The sequence below is a fragment of the Qipengyuania nanhaisediminis genome (assembly GCF_900115585.1).
Taxonomy (GTDB): domain Bacteria; phylum Pseudomonadota; class Alphaproteobacteria; order Sphingomonadales; family Sphingomonadaceae; genus Qipengyuania; species Qipengyuania nanhaisediminis.
On record NZ_FOWZ01000002.1, the window covers coordinates 34,777 to 51,891 of the forward strand.

Consider the following 17,115-nt stretch of genomic DNA (forward strand, 5'->3'; position numbering starts at 1 on the left):
CATTTCGTCGCAGGCCGCCGGTCGGTTTATCGCTAATTTCGAGTTAAAGGCGTTTGTTCATCCGCGGTTGTAATCCCCGCCGCAAACTGGCGACAAATCACTCATTAGGGGACGCACAATGAAGAAGATCGCACTCGCATTCGCCGCCGGCACCATGGCCGTGACCGGCATTGGAACCGCCGCTCCGGCAGCCGCCGACCCGCCCAGCTGGGCTCCGGCTCACGGCAAGCGCGCCAAGGACCGGATGTACAACAACCAGGGCTATTACGTCACGCCGCGCCGCATCACGCGCGACAGCTACATGTGGCGTGGCCGCGACGGCCGTTATTACTGCAAGCGTGACAACGGCACGACCGGTCTCGTCATCGGTGCAGGTGTCGGTGCTTTGGCAGGCCACGAGCTGGCCGGTCGCGGCGACCGCACGCTTGGCGCTATCCTCGGCGGCGCCGTGGGCGCAATCGTCGGACGCGAGATTGACCGGGGCAGCCTGCGCTGCCGCTGATAGACCTGAGATGACAGCAAGCGCCGCGGGCCGATGGGCCTGCGGCGTTTTGCTTGTCCGCACCTCATCGGCGCAAAGGGCTTGATCGCACACGCATTGCTGGTCCAGACCGGCGCCATGGATCGATCCGACGAGCTTTCCCGATGACCCGGCCCGCCGTACTGGTGACCGGTGGCGCAAAGCGGCTCGGGGCCGCTATCGTGAAGGCCTTCGCCGCGAAGGGCTGGCACGCCATCATCCACTACCACAGCTCCGATGGCGCGGCGCAGGAACTGGCCGGCAGCCTGCCGAGCGCGGAGACGGTCTGCTGCGATCTGCGCGATGGCGAGGCAGCGGTTCAAATGATCGAAGAGCTTGCGCAGCGCCACGAGGATTGGCGGGTGCTGGTAAACTCCGCCTCCGCTTTCTCGCCCGACGATGTAACCGGGCTCGATCCCGATACGAACCAGAGGGCGATGCAGATCAACGCCCGCTCCCCCGCCCGCATGGCACAGGCCTTCCTTAAGGGCGCCAAGTCAGAGGACGGGCGCTGCGTCATCCAGGTCACCGACCAGAAGCTGCGGAACCCCAATCCCGACTTCTTCAGCTACACGATGAGCAAGCACGCGCTCGACGCCACCATCGCAATGCTTTCCATGGGCGCAACCCGCGATGGCGACCGGGTCTACGGCCTCGCTCCCGGAGCGATACTGCCGAGCCACGATCAGACGGAAGAGGAGGCCGAGCGCTCGCACCGGATGAACTTGCTCCGGCGTCGCACCGGGGTGGACGAGATTGCCGACGCCGCCGTGTTCTTGGCGCAAGGCGACCTCGCCAGCGGCCAGACGCTCTTCATCGACAGCGGCCAGCACCTGCTGCAACAGGACAGGGATGTCATTTATCTGGCCCGGGAAGAGGGAGCCGGGGCTTGAAACGTCACGCCCTTTCTACGCGCTTGTGGCACTGGCTGAACCTGTTCTGCGTAGTCATCCTGTTCATGTCGGGGCTGACAATCTCCAACGCCCACCGCCTGCTCTACTGGGGCGACTGGGGTTTCTCGCGCCAGCAGGCCTGGCTCGAAGTTCCCCGTTTCCCCGACTGGATGACGATCCCCGGCTATTACAGCCTAGCGGTCGCACGCGACTGGCATATCCTCGTCGCCTGGCCGTTTGCGCTAGGCCTGCTTTTCATGTGGGCTGCGATGCTCCTCAACAGGCATTTCAAGCGCGACATCGCCACCAGCAAGCGCGAATGGAGCTGGTCCAACATCAAGCGCGATATCATCCAGCACCTGAAGCTCGATTTCGACCACGGGGACGGCAAGTACAACTTCCTCCAGAAGCTGGCGTACGGGCTGGTGCTGGGAGTACTCCTGCCTATGATGGTCTTCACCGGAATGGCGATCAGCCCGGGGCTTGAGCCGCTGCTCGGATGGATGGTCGACCTCCTTGGCGGCAGGCAATCGGCACGCAGCCTGCACTTCATCTTCGCTTTCGCTATCTTAGGCTTCTTCATCGTGCATCTGGCCCTGGTCATTCTCGCAGGCCCCTACCGGCAAATCCGGGACATGATCACCGGAGGACGCATCGATGAAGCGTAGGGGTTTTCTCGCAGTGCTCGGGGCCGGCTTCGTCGCCGGGTGCAACAAGTTTGCCGACAGTGACGCTGGCTCGAAACTGCTGGGCGCCGCGGAAAAGTGGCACAAGAATGCGCACGACTTGCTGATGGACAGGAAAGCGCTCGCCCCCGAGTTCCCGCGCAGCGCCATCTCCCCCTTCTTTCGGGGCAACGGTTCGGTCGATCCGCAAAACGGCGACTACCCGGCCCAGGCCGACGCAGGGTTTGCCGACTGGCGGCTGGAAGTCCGCGGCCTCGTCGAACACCCGCTCTCGCTCAGTCTCGAGAATATCCGCAAGCTGCCCCAGCGCACGCAAGTGACGCGCCATGACTGCGTCGAGGGCTGGAGTGCGATCGGCGAATGGACCGGTCCGCAGCTTTCCCTGCTGCTCGACGCGGCAAAGCTGAGGCCCGAGGCGAAGTACATCGTATTCCGCTGCGCAGATAACCTCAACGGGCAGGACTATTACGAGAGCGTCGACCTAATCGACGCTTATCACCCCCAAACGATCGTCGCGCACGAGCTGAACGGCGAACCGCTCCCCATTCGCAACGGTGCCCCGCTACGAATGCGCATCGAACGCCAGCTGGGCTACAAGCACGCCAAGTATCTCACTGCCATCGAAGCGGTCGCGAGCCTCGATGATATTGAAGGCGGTAAAGGCGGCTATTGGGAAGATCGCGCCGGCTACCAGTGGTACGCCGGTATCTGATCAATCGGGGTATTTGCGCGCCATTGCGTCCCAGTCGTTGCGCACCAATTGCTCGAGCACGTCCATGTCGACGTCGCCAAGCTTGTTTATGTAGAGGCAGCTCTTCCCCGTCGCATACTTGCCGAGTTTGGCCAGCAATTTGTCACGCCGCTTGCCGGCTTCCGGGTCGCAATATCCACCCATGAGATAGAGCGAATGCTTGGCCTTACGGGGGCTAAAGCCGCTGCGCATCCAGTGTACCTCCCGCCCACTTTCGTAGGTCGTGCGGTATTCGCCGTAGCCGATAATGGATGGCCCCCACATCTTCGGTGCTTCACCTGTCACCTTGCGGAACAGCTCGTCGAGACGTCCGGCTTCCTCGCGTTTGCTTTGCGGCTCGACTGCAGCAATGAAGTCGGCGGGATCGCGATCGGTGATTTGCGTCTTAGCTTCTGCCATGGCTGACGATTAACACGCCTGACCTTTCCGACCAAAATTCGGGCGACTTCGGCCTTTCACTAGAACCCGCCGCTTTCGGCCCACTTAGCGCTTCTTGATTGCCTACTGCCTCGCGCTCCTGCTAGCCGCGCGCCAAGATAACCAAGGTGCACTCCATGTCCGAAATCAAACGCGTCGTCCTCGCCTATTCCGGTGGTCTCGATACCTCCGTCATCGCCAAATGGCTCGAAGTCGAGCGTGGGCTGGAAGTCGTCACCTTTACGGCCGACCTTGGTCAGGGCGAGGAGATCGAGCCTGCTCGCGAGAAAGCGCGTGCGATGGGCATTCCCGACAAGCACATCTTCATCGAAGATCTGCGCGAGGAATTCGTGCGCGATTTCGTCTTCCCGATGATGCGGGCCAACGCGCGGTACGAAGGCGATTATCTCCTTGGCACCTCGATTGCCCGGCCGCTCATTTCCAAACGCCTTGTGGAGATCGCTCACGAAACCGGCGCAGATGCGATCGCGCACGGAGCGACCGGCAAGGGCAACGACCAGGTGCGCTTCGAATTGTCCGCCTATGCGCTTGATCCCGATATCAAGGTCATCGCCCCCTGGCGGGAATGGGACCTCACGAGCCGCACGGCACTCATCGCATGGGCCGAGGAGCACCAGATCGCCGTTCCGAAAGACAAGCGCGGGGAAAGCCCCTTCTCGACCGATGCCAACCTCCTGCACACCTCCAGTGAGGGCAAGGTGCTGGAAGATCCGTGGCAAGAGACACCCGACTACGTCTATTCTCGCACCAATCACCCGGAAGACGCGCCGGACACGCCTGAATACATCGAGATCGGCTTCGAGAAGGGCGACGGTGTTTCGCTGAACGGCGAGACGATGAGCCCCGCGACCCTGCTGACCGCCCTCAACGAATTGGGACGCAAGCACGGCATCGGGCGCCTCGACCTGGTCGAAAACCGCTTCGTCGGGATGAAGAGCCGCGGGATGTATGAAACTCCGGGCGGCGAGATTTACGCCCGTGCGCACCGCGGTATCGAGCAGATCACGCTCGACCGGGGCGCGGCGCATCTCAAGGACGAGCTCATGCCGCGCTATGCGGAACTGGTTTACAACGGCCTGTGGTTCAGCCCCGAGCGCGAAATGCTGCAGGCGGCCATCGATCTCAGCCAGGAAAAGGTCAGCGGGACCGTCAGGCTGAAGCTCTACAAGGGCAACGCGATGGTCGTCGGGCGGAAGTCCGATCAGTCGCTCTATTCCGAAGCCCATGTCACATTCGAAGATGACGCAGGCGCTTATGATCAGAAGGATGCCGAGGGCTTCATCAAGTTGAACGCCTTGCGACTTCGCCTGCTGGCCAAGCGTGACCGGTAGAGAATTACCGGACAGCTATTCCGTAGGCGCGTAAAATTGCGCTCATAGCGGCGGTAGGGTTCGAATCTTTGCGACGAACGGTTGACTTATCCACCTCCCTCCACAGCGAATTGTGTGGAAAGTGGATAACTCGCCTCTTGTGCGCTTGAAGAATCAGGCGATCGGGCGCAGCTTCAAGTCATCGGAACGGCGAAGAAAGCTTCCGGTCTCGACGGTCTAACGACCTGAAAGACTTAGGAAATTCGGAACCGGAAAGACGTAGCGGAACCTGTCCGCGCGACTTAAGAGACCCTCGTGCCGAAGGCTCACGCCGGGCGCAAGGCGGGTCGATGACGAAGACGCGTAACGTTCCATTACGAGCCGGGCCAACCCGGTCGGATGCCGAAGGAGGCGTCGCAACAAGGTCTTCGGACCGGATGGCGATGCAACCGTTTGAGGCTCCGGCCATCAACGGAAGGTCGGGCTGCGGAGCTGCCTGTTGAAGGTCGGCTGGGGAAAGTAAGCGAACGGCTTCGGCCGCGACGCGACTGGACCGGGCTGATTGGAGGGTGGAGCCGGATGCCGGTGCGAGCGCCGGTGACAGAACCGGAAGGGAAGTCTTCGGACGGAACGGAAGGGAAAACATCGGATGCCAAGTCTGCGTCCCTTGAACTTCGGTTGAAGGAACACGGCCACGCATCGGTGAGAGTGGGGTCGGCAGCAATGCCGGCCCCATTTGCTATGCGGCACCCTTCCTTCGCGATGCGGCAGCCACAGCCTTCAAATCCACCGAATCGCTCTGTGGTATGCACGCCACCTGGCACACCCCAGATGCAGTAGGAAAGCACGGCCACCTCCGTATCCGCGCGCCGAAACGTGGCCAAAACGAGGCAGTTTCCGTCCACGTTAACGACTCCGCGCAGCGCATCGCCTATATCCTCCCGAACCGAACGGGAGGTCCATTCATGGCCAAACGCGCGCTACGCAGCGCACTCTTCGTTGCAGCACTGGTGCTGCCCGGCACTGCCGGTCATTCGGAAGAGCGCGAGCTTACCCCAGTAACCGACACCCATTTCCAGGCGAGCTTCGCCGAGTACGCCCCCCTGCCCGATGCACCTGCGCCGGGTCCGGAAGCGGTGGATCTCGACACCTTCGATCCCCCGATCGAGGTGGAGCCTGCCACGACCTCGCTCGGCAGCGGGGTAGCCTCCTATTACGGCCGCCGGTTCCACGGCCGCCGCACCGCCAATGGCGAGCGGTTCGACATGAACGCCATGACAGCTGCGCACAAGACGCTGCCCTTCGGAAGCCTGGTCCAGGTCACCAACCCGCGCACGGGGGCTTCGGTCATCGTTCGCATCAACGACCGCGGCCCCTACGCACACGGCCGCACCATCGACCTCAGCCGCGCCGCCGCCCAGCAGATCGGGCTGGTCCAGCGCGGTCACGGCTCGGTAGAACTGGAACTGCTGAAGTAGGCACCACGCCTCCGCGCCGCCCCGGCACGGCTACCAGACGAACGCGCCCTTCCCGTCCTCTCCGGTGAAGAGCCACCACTCCTGCCTGCGCCCCTCGTAGGCGGATAGCTGCAGCTCCTCCAGCGCGAGAGGCTCCATCCCCATCGCCTGTGCCTGTTCCTCGATGCTCGGCGCATCGGCAGGCCGCGCATCGTGCATCGCCAGCACCCGCTCGACCCAGGTGACGCAGCACGCGCACAAGTCCTCCTCGTCCAGCGTGTCGGATTGCTCCCCGCATTCCCTACAGAGTGGAACGGGTGGAACACACTCCTGGGCCAATTCTCCGGGCGAGCGCGCCGCCGCCAGTTCCTCGCCCCGCTCCAGCGCTTCGATCCGCTCGTCGAGCACATCCAGCTCGGCCGCGACTTCGGGCTTTTCCTCGAGCCGGTCGAGCCGCGCCAGGTGCGCGAGCAGCAGGCGGTCGGAATAGCGCCTGCGCCGCGCCACCTCCTCGCCGTGATAGAAGACCGCCTCCTCCACCCCGTTGATCGCGCGATCGGCGAGCGTGGCCTCTGCCGAGGCCCGCGCCGCGAGCAGCGCCGCATCCCACGCCCGCGCAAAGCCGGAGGAGCGCCGCCGCGCCCGATAGGCCGTCTGCGCCGAGCACGAGGCCGCCCGGCACGCGAGCCGGACATTGCCGAACAGCTGGAGGCTCTTGAGAAACTCCGCCTGGAGCGAAGGCGTCAACACCGTCCGCCCCTCCCCATGCGGACCGTGAGTGGGAGCGGGTTCGATTGGGACGATGGCGTTCATGGTTCACCTGTGTGGAGTGGAGTGAACCGGTTTAGTTATACTGGGATTGGGGAGTAGGACAGCAGTAGATACTGCGCTACGCGACTGTGAAAAAGTAGGGGTCCGAACCTGCCGGCTCGGACCCCTCGATATTGGACGGAACTTCAAGTCCTGCCCAGGAGATAGCTATGTGGCGCTGATTAAGATTCCAGTGTCCATTGGCCTTAACGACGACTGGGGGTCATCCTTGGCAATCGCGGTTCTAGTGCCATTCGTACCGCAGCGATCGCATTAGGCACCTTGAGTTTGGCGATTATGTTCGAACGGTGAGCTTCTACTGTCCGGTGACTGATGCCAAGGACCTTGGATATCTGTCGCGAAGACGCCCCGGTGGCAATTTCATTGAGGACCTCCGTCTCTTTGCGTGTCAGGGTTTTCAGGAGGAAGAATGCCCGTTCACGCGCCGCTTTCTCACGCAGCAAGGCTTCAGAACTCTCTTCAATCGAGGATAGCACTTCAACCAACTGGGCTTTGGGAGATGGCCAACTCAAATAACTCATCGCTCCGCATCGGATCGTTTCGACGACACGCTGCGGTACGACCTCATCGCTATAAGGGATTATCGGGTAAAAGACCCCTCGTTCCCGAACAAACTCGATCGCGTCGTTCAGTTGATCGGCCCGATCCGCCACGAAAATCATGCAAAATTCCGGCCACTCCGCACCCACTTCACTTAACGTGGCTACGGGGTAGGCATAGCCGAACTCGCCCAATGCCCTAACGAGAGCATTCGCGGTCAATGGGTCTCGGTCTACTACAATATACTGAGATTTTGACATCTCGCAGCCCCTCATTTGACAGTCGGATCGCAGATTTTCCGTTTGAAATTCATGTTGGAAAGCGATCCCTAAGTGGGAACTACGTACGTATTTACTTGTACTCTGAGTAGTCACACAACCTAATGTCATCTAACTGAATGATACTAAACATATAGGTTGGAATATTTTAACCGTGTTTCTACGCCAACCATCGATATTGAGCGTTTTCAGGAAACAGTTCATCATATCTGGAGAACCGATGCCAGGTTTCCAAATATTCAAGTCAATCGACCATGCCTCTGATGCTGACGAGCTGCTTGAGGTCGTGAGTCAATTCTTCCGGTCGTGTGGATTTCAGGCCGTCTGCTATGTCCTTCCCAAAACGAACGATCTTAACGACTATCAGCTATTCGAGCGCGGAATGCCGCGCCGATGGATGGATCGCTATACGGCTTTGAAATACCGAGACATCGACCCACTCCCGGCACATGTAATGTCCCAAGAAAAGGTCATGTCGATAAGAGAAGCTTTAGCTGAGCTCGAACCCACTAAAGAGGAAGCGGCCTATTTAGTCGAGTTTGCCGATTCCCCGGTTACAGATGGCCTTCTCATGCCCACAGTGGGAAGAAAACGTGTGCAAGGTTTCTTCGGTGCAACCCAAGTGAGCGACGAAGATCTAGCGGCTGCTGACAGGTCGTTGATGCATGCTATTGCGCAACATACGCATTGGAGGTTCGATCATTTCAGTATCGGTCGAGAAGAGCCAAGCAAAAAGCTTTCCCCGAGGGAGATCGAGATCCTTCGATGGATCGGCGCCGGCAAGTCAAATCCCGAGATAGCAGTGATCCTCGGGATCAGCGCTCCAACCGTTGCCACTCACCTCAAGCGATTATTTGCAAAGCTCGAAGTAAACGACCGCGTGTCGGCCGCTCTTAAGGGATATAAGCTCGGCTTCCTCACGGACGCGTGATGCGACCGGCATGAAAGAATAGCATTCCGGCTACTCGACGGCTCACCTGGCGCCAGACTGACACAAGGCGCTGCTGGTGACCGTCAGCTTTGAAGCGCTGACCAATCCAATCTTCTGCAAATTCGCCACTACTTGTTTGGCTCATCAGGCGACAAATTCCGCACCCCGCTACATAGCGTTTCGCGCGCAGCCCTGCACGACGGTCCGCATCTCCGCATTGTCCTCGCCAAAAGCGTCGGTCAGTTTGAAGCCGCGGCGGTCGAATTCGCGTTGCATGCAGCCGCAGATTTGCGGGGCCTTGGACTGGAATTCTGCCGGGAAGCGCGCGCGGGCGACGCATTGCTCGACGAAGTCCTCGTCCAGCTTGCGGTCCACCTCCGCCCCGATCTCCTCGCTGTTCGACCAGCCGAAGGCGATCAGGAAGCCGACCACTGCGGCGACGAGAAAGGCAAGCCATTTCATAACCCACACTCCCTGAGCTGACGGGTGTGAAGGCTTGGCTATAGCACAGGGTGGATAAGGACACTGCCTCGAGCGAGGTGGCTCGTTCGGGCGCGGAGTTTTTTGTTTGCGCCCTCAAACGCCGGGCGCGGCCCGTCCGGGCCGCTTGGCTTCGCGGCATAAGCCGCGACGCGCTTGCAGGTGGCCTTTGGCCAGCTGCGTCTTCGACTACGCTTCCGCGCTTTGGCGACGCTAGCGCGTCGCGGGTACTATACCGAGCGGTTTGCGCTTTGGGACTACTCCGCCGCCTCCTTCGCGGCTGCCTGCCGCTCCAGCATCGGCTTGAGGTACTGGCCCGTATAGCTCTCCGGCACCTCGGCCACGTCTTCCGGGGTGCCTTGCGCGACGATCTCGCCGCCGCGTACGCCGCCGCCCGGGCCCAGGTCCAGGATGTGGTCGGCGGTCTTGATGACGTCGAGATTGTGCTCGATCACCACTACCGAATTGCCCTGGTCCACCAGCCGGTGGAGCACTTCGAGAAGCTTCCTCACATCCTCGAAATGGAGGCCCGTGGTGGGCTCGTCGAGGATGTAGAGCGTCTGGCCGGTGCTGCGCTTCGACAGTTCCTTGGCCAGCTTCACGCGCTGCGCCTCCCCTCCGGAAAGCGTGGTCGCCTGCTGGCCGACCTTGACGTAGCCCAGCCCCACCTCGTTCAGCATGTGCATCTTGTCGCGGATCGGTGGGACGGCCTTAAAGAAGACCTCCGCATCCTCGATCGTCATGTCGAGCACGTCGGCGATGGAGTGGCCCTTGAACTTCACCTCCAGCGTTTCGCGGTTGTAGCGCTTGCCGCCGCATTCCTCGCAGGTGACGTAGACGTCGGGCAGGAAGTGCATCTCGATCTTGATCAGGCCGTCGCCTTGGCACGCCTCGCAGCGGCCGCCCTTGACGTTAAAGCTGAAGCGGCCGGGCTTGTAGCCGCGCGCCTGCGCTTCGGGGAGGCCCGCGAACCAGTCGCGGATCTGGGTGAAGGCGCCGGTGTAGGTTGCCGGGTTGGAGCGCGGGGTGCGGCCGATGGGCGACTGGTCGATCTCGATCACCTTGTCGCAATATTCGAGGCCGGTGACCTTGTCGTGCGCGCCCGCGACCACCCGTGCGCCATTGAGCTGGCGCGCAGCGGAGGCGTAGAGCGTGTCGATGGTGAAGGACGACTTGCCAGAGCCCGATACGCCGGTGATGCAGGTAAAGGTGCCGAGCGGGATGGAGGCGGTCACGTCGTTGAGGTTGTTCGCCCGCGCGCCATGGACGGTAAGCTCGTGCCCGTTGCCATTGCGGCGGGTGGCCGGGACGCTGATCTCGCGGCGCCCGGTGAGATAGTCTGCGGTGAGCGACTTCTTGCTCCGCAGCACCTGCTTCAGCGTGCCCTGCGCGACGACTTCGCCCCCGCGCACACCGGCGCCGGGGCCGAGGTCGACCACATGGTCCGCCTGGCGGATGGCGTCCTCGTCATGCTCGACCACGATCACCGTGTTGCCGAGATCGCGCAGGCGCTTGAGGGTTTCGAGCAGCCGGTCGTTGTCGCGCTGGTGGAGGCCGATGCTGGGCTCGTCCAGCACGTAGAGCACGCCCGAAAGGCCCGAGCCGATCTGCGATGCGAGGCGGATGCGCTGGCTCTCCCCGCCGCTCAGTGTTCCAGAGGTGCGGTCGAGGTTGAGATAGTCGAGGCCGACATTGTCGAGGAAGCCCAGCCGCTCGTTGATTTCCTTGAGGATGGCTTTGGCGATCTGGCTTTGCGTGTCGTTGAGATCCTCGGGCAGCTTGAGGAAATAGTCCTTCGCATCCGCCACGCTCATCTTGGTGGGGGTGGCGATGTCGGTCCCTGCGATCTTCACCGCCAGCGCCTTCTCGTTGAGACGCTTGCCGTGGCAGGTCTCGCACGGCTGCGCGGTCTGGAACTTGGACAGCTCCTCGCGCATCCACGCGCTCTCTGTCTGGAGCATGCGACGGTTGAGGTTGCCGATGACACCCTCGAACGGCTTCTTCACCGTGTACTGCTTGCGCCCGTCCTTGAAGGTCAGCGGGATGGCCCGGCCGCGGGTGCCGTAGAGGATGATGTCGCGGATTTCCTTGTCGAACTCCTCCCACGGGGTGGTGAGATCGAACTCGTATTCCTTCGCGAGGCTGGCCAGCACCTGCATGTAATAGGGGCTCGGCGGGTTGCTCTTCGCCCACGGCACCACAGCGCCCTTCTTGAGGCTCAGAGCCTCGTTCGGCACGACTAGCTGCGGGTCGAACAGCTGCTTCTCGCCGATGCCGTCACAGGTCGGGCAGGCGCCCTGGGGGGCGTTGAAGGAGAACAGGCGCGGCTCGACTTCCTCGATGGTGAAGCCCGAAACCGGGCAGGAGAAACGCTCGGAGAACACGATGCGGTTAGCAGGCAGGCCAGCGCCCTTCATCGCGCCGCCACCCTCGGCCTCGCCCTCGCGCCCCGGCACGACGCCATCGGCAAGGTCGACATAGGCAAGCCCATCGGCGAGCTTGAGCGCAGTCTCGAAACTGTCGGCGAGGCGCGTTTCCAGCCCCTCCTTCACCGCAAGGCGATCGACCACCACTTCGATGTCGTGCTTGAACTTCTTATCGAGCGCGGGCGCTTCCTCGATCGCATACATCTCGCCATCGATGCGCACGCGGGTGAAGCCCGCCTTCTGCCATTCGGCAAGTTCCTTGCGGTATTCGCCCTTGCGCCCGCGCACCACCGGCGCGAGCAGGTAGAGCCGCGTGCCTTCGGGCAATTCCATTACCCGGTCGACCATGTTGGAGACGGTCTGCGCCTCGATCGGCAGGCCGGTGGTCGGAGAGTAAGGCACGCCCACCCTCGCCCACAGCAGGCGCATGTAGTCGTATATCTCGGTAACCGTCGCCACGGTCGAGCGCGGGTTGCGGCTGGTGGTCTTCTGCTCGATCGAGATGGCAGGCGAAAGCCCGTCGATGTGCTCGACGTCCGGCTTCTGCATCATCTCCAGGAACTGGCGCGCATAGGCGCTCAGCGATTCAACATAACGCCGCTGCCCTTCAGCGTAGATCGTATCGAACGCCAGGCTCGATTTGCCCGAGCCGGACAGGCCCGTGATCACGATCAGGCTGTCGCGCGGCAGGTCGATATCCACGCCCTTCAAATTGTGTTCGCGCGCGCCGCGTACGGAGATTTTCGTAAGTGCCATGAAGGAAGCGTGTTCCCGAATTGTTCGCTTTGGTCAAGGGGCCGCGATTATGGGAGGTCCAGCCCTTCACTGAGGGCAGCGGACGAGAAGCGCGGGGGTTCCGCGAATGTGGGTTTTGCCCTCGGCGAATACAAGCGGGGACCCGGATTGCCGCCAAGCGAGTTTGCTTTGCATGGTCACAACCAACCCGCTCATCGCAATCGGCGCTTTGCTTTCAGTCACTTGCCTCACCGGGTGTAGCGATCCGTCGTCTTCGAAAAGCGAAGTTGTCGCATCCGAAACTGCTACGCCAACCCTCGAAATCGGGCCTGCCGTGACCTCGCTCGACGAGATCGAGGGCTTCTGGCTGGTCGAGCGGTTCAACGAGTTTTCCCCGAGCTGGCGCGAAAACATCAGTTGGCGGCGCGCCTATGTACAGGTGGGGAGCGATGGGCTTGCCTACTCTATCGGTTGCAACCATTCCGGCAATCCGGCCTCGCTGGATAGAGATGGAACCCTGCGCGATACCGGCAATGGGTCGCGCATGCAGACACTGATCGGGTGCCCCCCGGACTGGGAAGGCCGTGACGGCAGGTTCTTCGGCTTCTTCGGTTCGAACCCGACGGTAAACCGGCTTGGCGACGCCCGCTTGGTTTTGAAGAGCGGGGAGACCGAACTCGTCCTTGTCGAACCCGAAGCCTGGCGCCTCGCCAACATCCCGGAGCGCGACTTCGTGACCGGCAAATGGGTGCCGAGGATGGCCTCCAACTACGAAGGATGGGGTCATTCGGGTTTCGGCATCGGCGAGAATGCAGGTGTTATTACCATCGGTGCGAGCAGCATCGATTGGTCGGAATGCCCTGGCACCTCAATCGACATCGAATGGACCCAAGACGGTCGCCTGGAAAACAGGAATGGCTCAAGCATCCGATGCGAGACCCTGACTCGCAACACCGACAACGGCAGAAGCCTCGTCATGGGTCTTCTGTCGGCCAGCCCCGCGGTGATCAGAACCGGGAAAGACCACATGACCTTGCTCGTCGGGACAGGGCAAAAGGGCCGTAGGCTGGACTTGCAGACGCTGGAAAGCGTCATGAACCCGCCTGAACTGCCCCCACCCCCGCCCGGAGAAGTCGAACCACCTCCCCCACCGCCTTTGTCCGTAACTAACTGAAAAATGGCAATTGCCTTTCGCCTGCCCAACAGGTGCCACTCTTCCAAGCGAGTGCCAGGCGCGGTGAAGCGTGGACCCAATCGGCGGGTCGATCCGTTGATTGGGTAAGACAGGCCGAAGATCGGCCATACCCTCAGCCTTCGGGCAGAGGATTTCATATACAGAATTCACGGGAATAGAAATAAAAATGAAGCAGGAAGTCGAGCAAAAGGATCGGGTCGCTCCGTCACCCGACCGCTTGCGACCTGCGCCTATATCCGGTTCGCTCCAGGACGAACGCATTCGTGCGATCATGCGCGAACTCGATCGCCCCCTCGACAGCGAAAACTGGACCGCTACGCCCCATGCGGGTGAGCAGAAGCGCGCACGCAAGCTACTCAAGCGCATAAAGCAGCATCGCCGCCACCGAAGTGACCTCAAGCGGGCCCGCATGGCCGCCCAGCAAGTGTTCAATGTCAAACCGAAGTTCTCTACGCGAAAGAGGGCTACGTTGATGATGGGCGCTGGCGCTGTGGGACTTGCTGCCTTTACCGGCCCCCCGACGCAAAAGAACCGCGCCGAACAGCAATCGGCAGCTACTTACATAATGAGTGCGGAAGAACAGGACATCCGTAAACCTGCAGCGCTCATGAAGGCCAGCGAACAGTTCAAGCAGGCGCTCATCGAGGAAGAGGGCGTCCGTTATACCGTCTATCGCGACGTCGCAGGCTATCCGACTGTCGGCGTCGGTCACCTGATAACGCCGGGAGATAATCTGCGCGTAGGAGACCGCATTTCCGAAGAACAGGTACTGTCCTTCCTGGAAGGGGACCTGGCGACTGCGGAACGCGGCGTCCGCATTCTGGTTGGCGATTTGCCGTTGTACCAGCATGAGTTCGATGCACTTCTGGACCTGGTCTACAACGTCGGGCTCGGAAACGTTTCGGAAGCGGAAAGTCCTCGCCTGAACGCGGCGATCAAGGCCGGCGATTACGAGAAAATCGCGGCGGAACTCGACTACACGCATGCAGCCGGTCAGGTTGCGCGCGGGCTGGAATTCAGGTCGGAGCGAAGGGCCATGATGTTCATGGACGCGAGTTACGAAGATCCCAGAGAGACCTAAACCTTTCCAATCATGACAAAGGTCATGTGCTTCCGCGCAAGATTGTAAGTCTCTGCCAAATCTCATAGGGCATAATTGAGCCTCACCCTCGGGAGGTTGTCGGTGGGGCAAGAAGGGGAAAGCCGCGTGAAGACGGCCAATGGGTTTTCGGTCGCACCCGAACGGGACGCAGACTGGCTACGCGCAAGCTGGCGTGAGACGGTCCGTTCCGTTCTCATTACCGAACAACGTGCATTCTCTGCGAATGTACTCAGCGTCCTCGCGATAGCGGCAGCGGTACTCTTTCTCGCCAATCCGGAAGCTTACGTCCTCCCGTTGATCATGCGCGTGCTTGCGCTTGTCGGCGCTCACATGTCCTACAACCACCTGCGCCGACAGATCGACACGGGACGATCGCTCGAACCGGCGCTGCGGATCCTGTCGATCATGCTGTTTTTCGGCGGGATGAGCTGGGCCTACCTCCTGCTTCCCTCACTTGCCCAGCCTCTGAATGAGCCGTTACGCCTGCTCATTGCCGCCGGGACGATAACCGGTGTCGGCCTCATCGTGACGATGACCGCGCCTTTGCGCGAGCAGACCTTCGCCTTCATGATCGGTTTCCTGCTCACGCTTTTCGTAGCCCTGTACCTCTACGCCGGGGATGCGCTGCTGCCCTATGCCATCGGGACAACTGCACTGGTGATCGGCGTATCGATGTTCGCCTTCGCCACCGCCCAGCAGCGCAGTGTCTCCGCCGATATGCTGGTGGAGAACCGCCGTCTTAATGAGGACCTGGCCGACGCGCTCGCACAGGCGGAATTTCTTGCCAAGCACGATCCGCTCACGGGTCTCTACAACCGCCGCGCGCTTTTCGAATACGGGCTCGTGGATGGGCAGACGCAGGACATAGCGCATCTGCTTCTTGTCGATCTCGATCACTTCAAGAATATCAACGACACCTATGGCCACGACATGGGCGACAAGGCTCTGATCGAGGCGAGCAAGCTTATGCGCGATGCCTTGCGGGCCTATGGCGAGGGCTATCATTTCGCCGCCCGCCTGGGTGGCGAAGAGTTCTGCGTCTTCCTCGACGAACCCGATGCGGAGCGCGCCTTGGTCTTTGCAGAGGATTTGCGCGAAGGCCTCGCGATGCTTCACGAGGTCATCGGATTGCCCAGCGGTGCGACCAGCGCCTCGATCGGAATGGGCCCGCATGATCGCGGCAGCACCATCGATGAAAGCCTCAGGCGCGCCGATGCCGCGATGTACGATGCCAAGACCGAAGGCCGTAACCGCGTGCGCCAGGTTGATCGCTGAGATCGCGCGAAACAGGACTGCCTTATGAGCCATCGCCTGTTCGTCGGATTGCGTCCGCCGCCCGCACAGCGGGATCACCTCATCGACCTTATGCAGGGCGTGGATGACGCGCGCTGGCAAGATGACGACCAACTGCACCTGACGCTCCGCTATGTTGGCGATGTCGAGACCCACCAGGCCGACGACCTTGCCGACAGGCTGGGCTCTATCGACTTCGAGCCTTTCGATATTGTGATCGCAAGTACAGGTTTTTTCGAAAGAAAAGGCCACATCCGCGCCCTGTGGGCAGGAGTCGAACAGTGCGAGGCGCTCATCCGTCTGCAGCGCAGGGTCGAGAGGGCCTGCCAGGCAGTCGGCCTTGAAGCGGAAGGGCGCAAGTTCCTTCCCCACATCACCCTCGCCCGCCTGAATAGCGCGAGTGGTCCTGCCGAGGCATTCCTCTCCGCCACCAGCCGCCTACGGCTCGAGCCGTGGACCGTGCAGGAATTCGTCCTGTACGAGAGCGAATTGCACCCGGAGGGGTCGATCTACACCCCCATTGTCCGCTATCCTGCACGCAAATGAACCTGAAAGCCCACTTCTTGCCCGCTCTCGGCCTGACGACGGCCCTGGCAGCCTGCTCCCCCGCGCCTTCCGACATCCTGGTGCCGGACGACCAGCGCGAGCCGCTGATGCAGGTCGTCCAAGAGGAAGCCCGTAACGACCCAGCAGAAAACTGCCTCCTGCTGGTATGGTCCGAGCAGGAAGATCCCGATGTCGAATTCGACCGCGCTCACGATGCCGTCAACGGCGGTGCGATTTCCTGCGCCACCGGCACCAGTCCGAGCCAGTTCGAGGCTGCCATCGAGACCCTTCGCGAAGCCGCGCAAAGCGGCGACAAGGCGCGCCTGCTCGAACAGGTAGGCCTGCCCCTTCTCTATATCGACGCCGAGGGCGAGCGGCGCGAGCTGACCGAAGACCAGATCGACGCGCTGTTCGATGAGGTGTTCGACCAGCGCATGGTCGCGGTCCTGCGCGATCTCGATCTGTCGCAAATGACGGTCGACAAGGACCAGGGCGCCTATTTCAAACTCGGCTCGCTATGGCTGGTAGTCGACGATACCGGGGGCAAGCCGCGGATCGTCACGGTAAACCGCCAGGCGCTGGACGAAGCGGCAGAGGCTGCGAAGGAGCAGGCCGAACGCGGTCAGGGCAAAACGCTCGACTGATCGCCTTTGCAGACCACCGTCGACGGTTCGACGCGCGAAACTTGCACTTCGCCTGCAAT

Annotated in this window: 17 protein-coding genes; 12 read left to right on the forward strand and 5 right to left on the reverse strand. The window is 61.4% G+C overall.

Annotated features, from left to right (window positions below):
- Positions 1–118 precede the first annotated feature (118 nt).
- From BM173_RS05790 to BM173_RS05805, 4 genes are all read left to right on the forward strand, one after another.
- Complete coding sequence (locus tag BM173_RS05790) at positions 119–502, forward strand: glycine zipper 2TM domain-containing protein (protein ID WP_090478665.1); 384 nt, start codon at positions 119–121, stop codon at positions 500–502.
- Positions 503–645: 143 nt separating this feature from the next.
- Positions 646–1,413 carry an SDR family oxidoreductase gene (locus BM173_RS05795; protein WP_090478668.1) on the forward strand — a complete coding sequence of 256 codons (768 nt, stop codon included), beginning with the start codon at positions 646–648 and terminating at the stop codon, positions 1,411–1,413.
- A complete protein-coding gene (locus tag BM173_RS05800; protein ID WP_090478670.1) occupies positions 1,410–2,081 on the forward strand; it encodes a cytochrome b/b6 domain-containing protein in 672 nt (223 codons plus the stop codon). Before BM173_RS05795 ends, BM173_RS05800 begins: the two co-directional genes overlap by 4 nt.
- Positions 2,071–2,811, forward strand: coding sequence for a molybdopterin-binding protein (locus BM173_RS05805; RefSeq protein ID WP_090478674.1), 741 nt, complete (start codon positions 2,071–2,073; stop codon positions 2,809–2,811). Before BM173_RS05800 ends, BM173_RS05805 begins: the two co-directional genes overlap by 11 nt.
- Here the strand turns inward: BM173_RS05805 and BM173_RS05810 are convergent, their stop codons facing one another.
- Entirely contained in the window at positions 2,812–3,249 is a 438-nt protein-coding gene (locus BM173_RS05810; RefSeq protein WP_090478677.1) for a DUF1801 domain-containing protein, read from the reverse strand.
- A 155-nt stretch (positions 3,250–3,404) separates the two neighbouring features.
- Between BM173_RS05810 and BM173_RS05815 the strand changes: the two genes are divergently transcribed.
- Both BM173_RS05815 and BM173_RS05820 read left to right on the forward strand, forming a co-directional pair.
- Positions 3,405–4,619 (forward strand): argininosuccinate synthase, encoded by a 1,215-nt coding sequence (locus BM173_RS05815; RefSeq protein ID WP_090478681.1) that lies wholly within the window; start codon positions 3,405–3,407, stop codon positions 4,617–4,619.
- Positions 4,620–5,563: 944 nt separating this feature from the next.
- Positions 5,564–6,076, forward strand: a complete 513-nt coding sequence (locus BM173_RS05820) for a septal ring lytic transglycosylase RlpA family protein (protein ID WP_090478684.1) — start codon at positions 5,564–5,566, stop codon at positions 6,074–6,076.
- A 30-nt stretch (positions 6,077–6,106) separates the two neighbouring features.
- Here the strand turns inward: BM173_RS05820 and BM173_RS05825 are convergent, their stop codons facing one another.
- A complete protein-coding gene (locus BM173_RS05825; protein WP_090478686.1) occupies positions 6,107–6,868 on the reverse strand; it encodes a hypothetical protein in 762 nt (253 codons plus the stop codon).
- 203 nt (positions 6,869–7,071) lie between these two features.
- Positions 7,072–7,620 (reverse strand): response regulator transcription factor, encoded by a 549-nt coding sequence (locus tag BM173_RS05830; RefSeq protein ID WP_177201823.1) that lies wholly within the window; start codon positions 7,618–7,620, stop codon positions 7,072–7,074.
- 304 nt (positions 7,621–7,924) lie between these two features.
- Between BM173_RS05830 and BM173_RS05835 the strand changes: the two genes are divergently transcribed.
- Positions 7,925–8,635 (forward strand): helix-turn-helix transcriptional regulator, encoded by a 711-nt coding sequence (locus tag BM173_RS05835; RefSeq protein ID WP_090478691.1) that lies wholly within the window; start codon positions 7,925–7,927, stop codon positions 8,633–8,635.
- Between the two features lie 168 nt (positions 8,636–8,803).
- Here the strand turns inward: BM173_RS05835 and BM173_RS05840 are convergent, their stop codons facing one another.
- Together BM173_RS05840 and uvrA are read right to left on the reverse strand one after the other, a co-directional pair.
- Positions 8,804–9,097 (reverse strand): hypothetical protein, encoded by a 294-nt coding sequence (locus BM173_RS05840; RefSeq protein ID WP_090478694.1) that lies wholly within the window; start codon positions 9,095–9,097, stop codon positions 8,804–8,806.
- A gap of 275 nt (positions 9,098–9,372) precedes the next feature.
- The gene (gene uvrA, locus BM173_RS05845) at positions 9,373–12,297 is read right to left on the reverse strand and encodes an excinuclease ABC subunit UvrA (RefSeq protein WP_090478697.1); all 2,925 of its coding nucleotides are present in this window, start codon (positions 12,295–12,297) and stop codon (positions 9,373–9,375) included.
- 172 nt (positions 12,298–12,469) lie between these two features.
- Here uvrA and BM173_RS05850 point away from each other — a divergent pair, with 172 nt between their 5' ends.
- From BM173_RS05850 to BM173_RS05870, 5 genes are all read left to right on the forward strand, one after another.
- Positions 12,470–13,450 carry a hypothetical protein gene (locus tag BM173_RS05850; RefSeq protein WP_090478700.1) on the forward strand — a complete coding sequence of 327 codons (981 nt, stop codon included), beginning with the start codon at positions 12,470–12,472 and terminating at the stop codon, positions 13,448–13,450.
- 187 nt (positions 13,451–13,637) lie between these two features.
- Positions 13,638–14,552, forward strand: coding sequence for a lysozyme (locus BM173_RS05855; protein WP_245755792.1), 915 nt, complete (start codon positions 13,638–13,640; stop codon positions 14,550–14,552).
- A gap of 126 nt (positions 14,553–14,678) precedes the next feature.
- Positions 14,679–15,848, forward strand: coding sequence for a GGDEF domain-containing protein (locus BM173_RS05860; RefSeq protein WP_143089577.1), 1,170 nt, complete (start codon positions 14,679–14,681; stop codon positions 15,846–15,848).
- Between the two features lie 24 nt (positions 15,849–15,872).
- Positions 15,873–16,412: an RNA 2',3'-cyclic phosphodiesterase gene (gene thpR, locus BM173_RS05865; RefSeq protein ID WP_090478705.1), complete on the forward strand. Its 540-nt coding sequence runs from the start codon at positions 15,873–15,875 to the stop codon at positions 16,410–16,412.
- Positions 16,409–17,056, forward strand: a complete 648-nt coding sequence (locus BM173_RS05870; protein ID WP_245755793.1) for a hypothetical protein — start codon at positions 16,409–16,411, stop codon at positions 17,054–17,056. The genes thpR and BM173_RS05870 overlap by 4 nt, the downstream gene beginning before the upstream one ends.
- Positions 17,057–17,115 lie beyond the last annotated feature (59 nt).

Coding starts and splice junctions, on each gene's coding strand:
- BM173_RS05795 (WP_090478668.1), top strand. CDS start 646: ATGACCCGGCCCGCCGTACTGGTGACCGGTGGCGCAAAGCGGCTCGGG.
- uvrA (WP_090478697.1), bottom strand. CDS start 12,297: ATGGCACTTACGAAAATCTCCGTACGCGGCGCGCGCGAACACAATTTG.
- BM173_RS05790 (WP_090478665.1), top strand. CDS start 119: ATGAAGAAGATCGCACTCGCATTCGCCGCCGGCACCATGGCCGTGACC.
- BM173_RS05870 (WP_245755793.1), top strand. CDS start 16,409: ATGAACCTGAAAGCCCACTTCTTGCCCGCTCTCGGCCTGACGACGGCC.
- BM173_RS05810 (WP_090478677.1), bottom strand. CDS start 3,249: ATGGCAGAAGCTAAGACGCAAATCACCGATCGCGATCCCGCCGACTTC.
- BM173_RS05850 (WP_090478700.1), top strand. CDS start 12,470: ATGGTCACAACCAACCCGCTCATCGCAATCGGCGCTTTGCTTTCAGTC.
- BM173_RS05820 (WP_090478684.1), top strand. CDS start 5,564: ATGGCCAAACGCGCGCTACGCAGCGCACTCTTCGTTGCAGCACTGGTG.
- BM173_RS05840 (WP_090478694.1), bottom strand. CDS start 9,097: ATGAAATGGCTTGCCTTTCTCGTCGCCGCAGTGGTCGGCTTCCTGATC.
- BM173_RS05815 (WP_090478681.1), top strand. CDS start 3,405: ATGTCCGAAATCAAACGCGTCGTCCTCGCCTATTCCGGTGGTCTCGAT.
- BM173_RS05835 (WP_090478691.1), top strand. CDS start 7,925: ATGCCAGGTTTCCAAATATTCAAGTCAATCGACCATGCCTCTGATGCT.
- BM173_RS05825 (WP_090478686.1), bottom strand. CDS start 6,868: ATGAACGCCATCGTCCCAATCGAACCCGCTCCCACTCACGGTCCGCAT.
- BM173_RS05855 (WP_245755792.1), top strand. CDS start 13,638: ATGAAGCAGGAAGTCGAGCAAAAGGATCGGGTCGCTCCGTCACCCGAC.
- BM173_RS05805 (WP_090478674.1), top strand. CDS start 2,071: ATGAAGCGTAGGGGTTTTCTCGCAGTGCTCGGGGCCGGCTTCGTCGCC.
- thpR (WP_090478705.1), top strand. CDS start 15,873: ATGAGCCATCGCCTGTTCGTCGGATTGCGTCCGCCGCCCGCACAGCGG.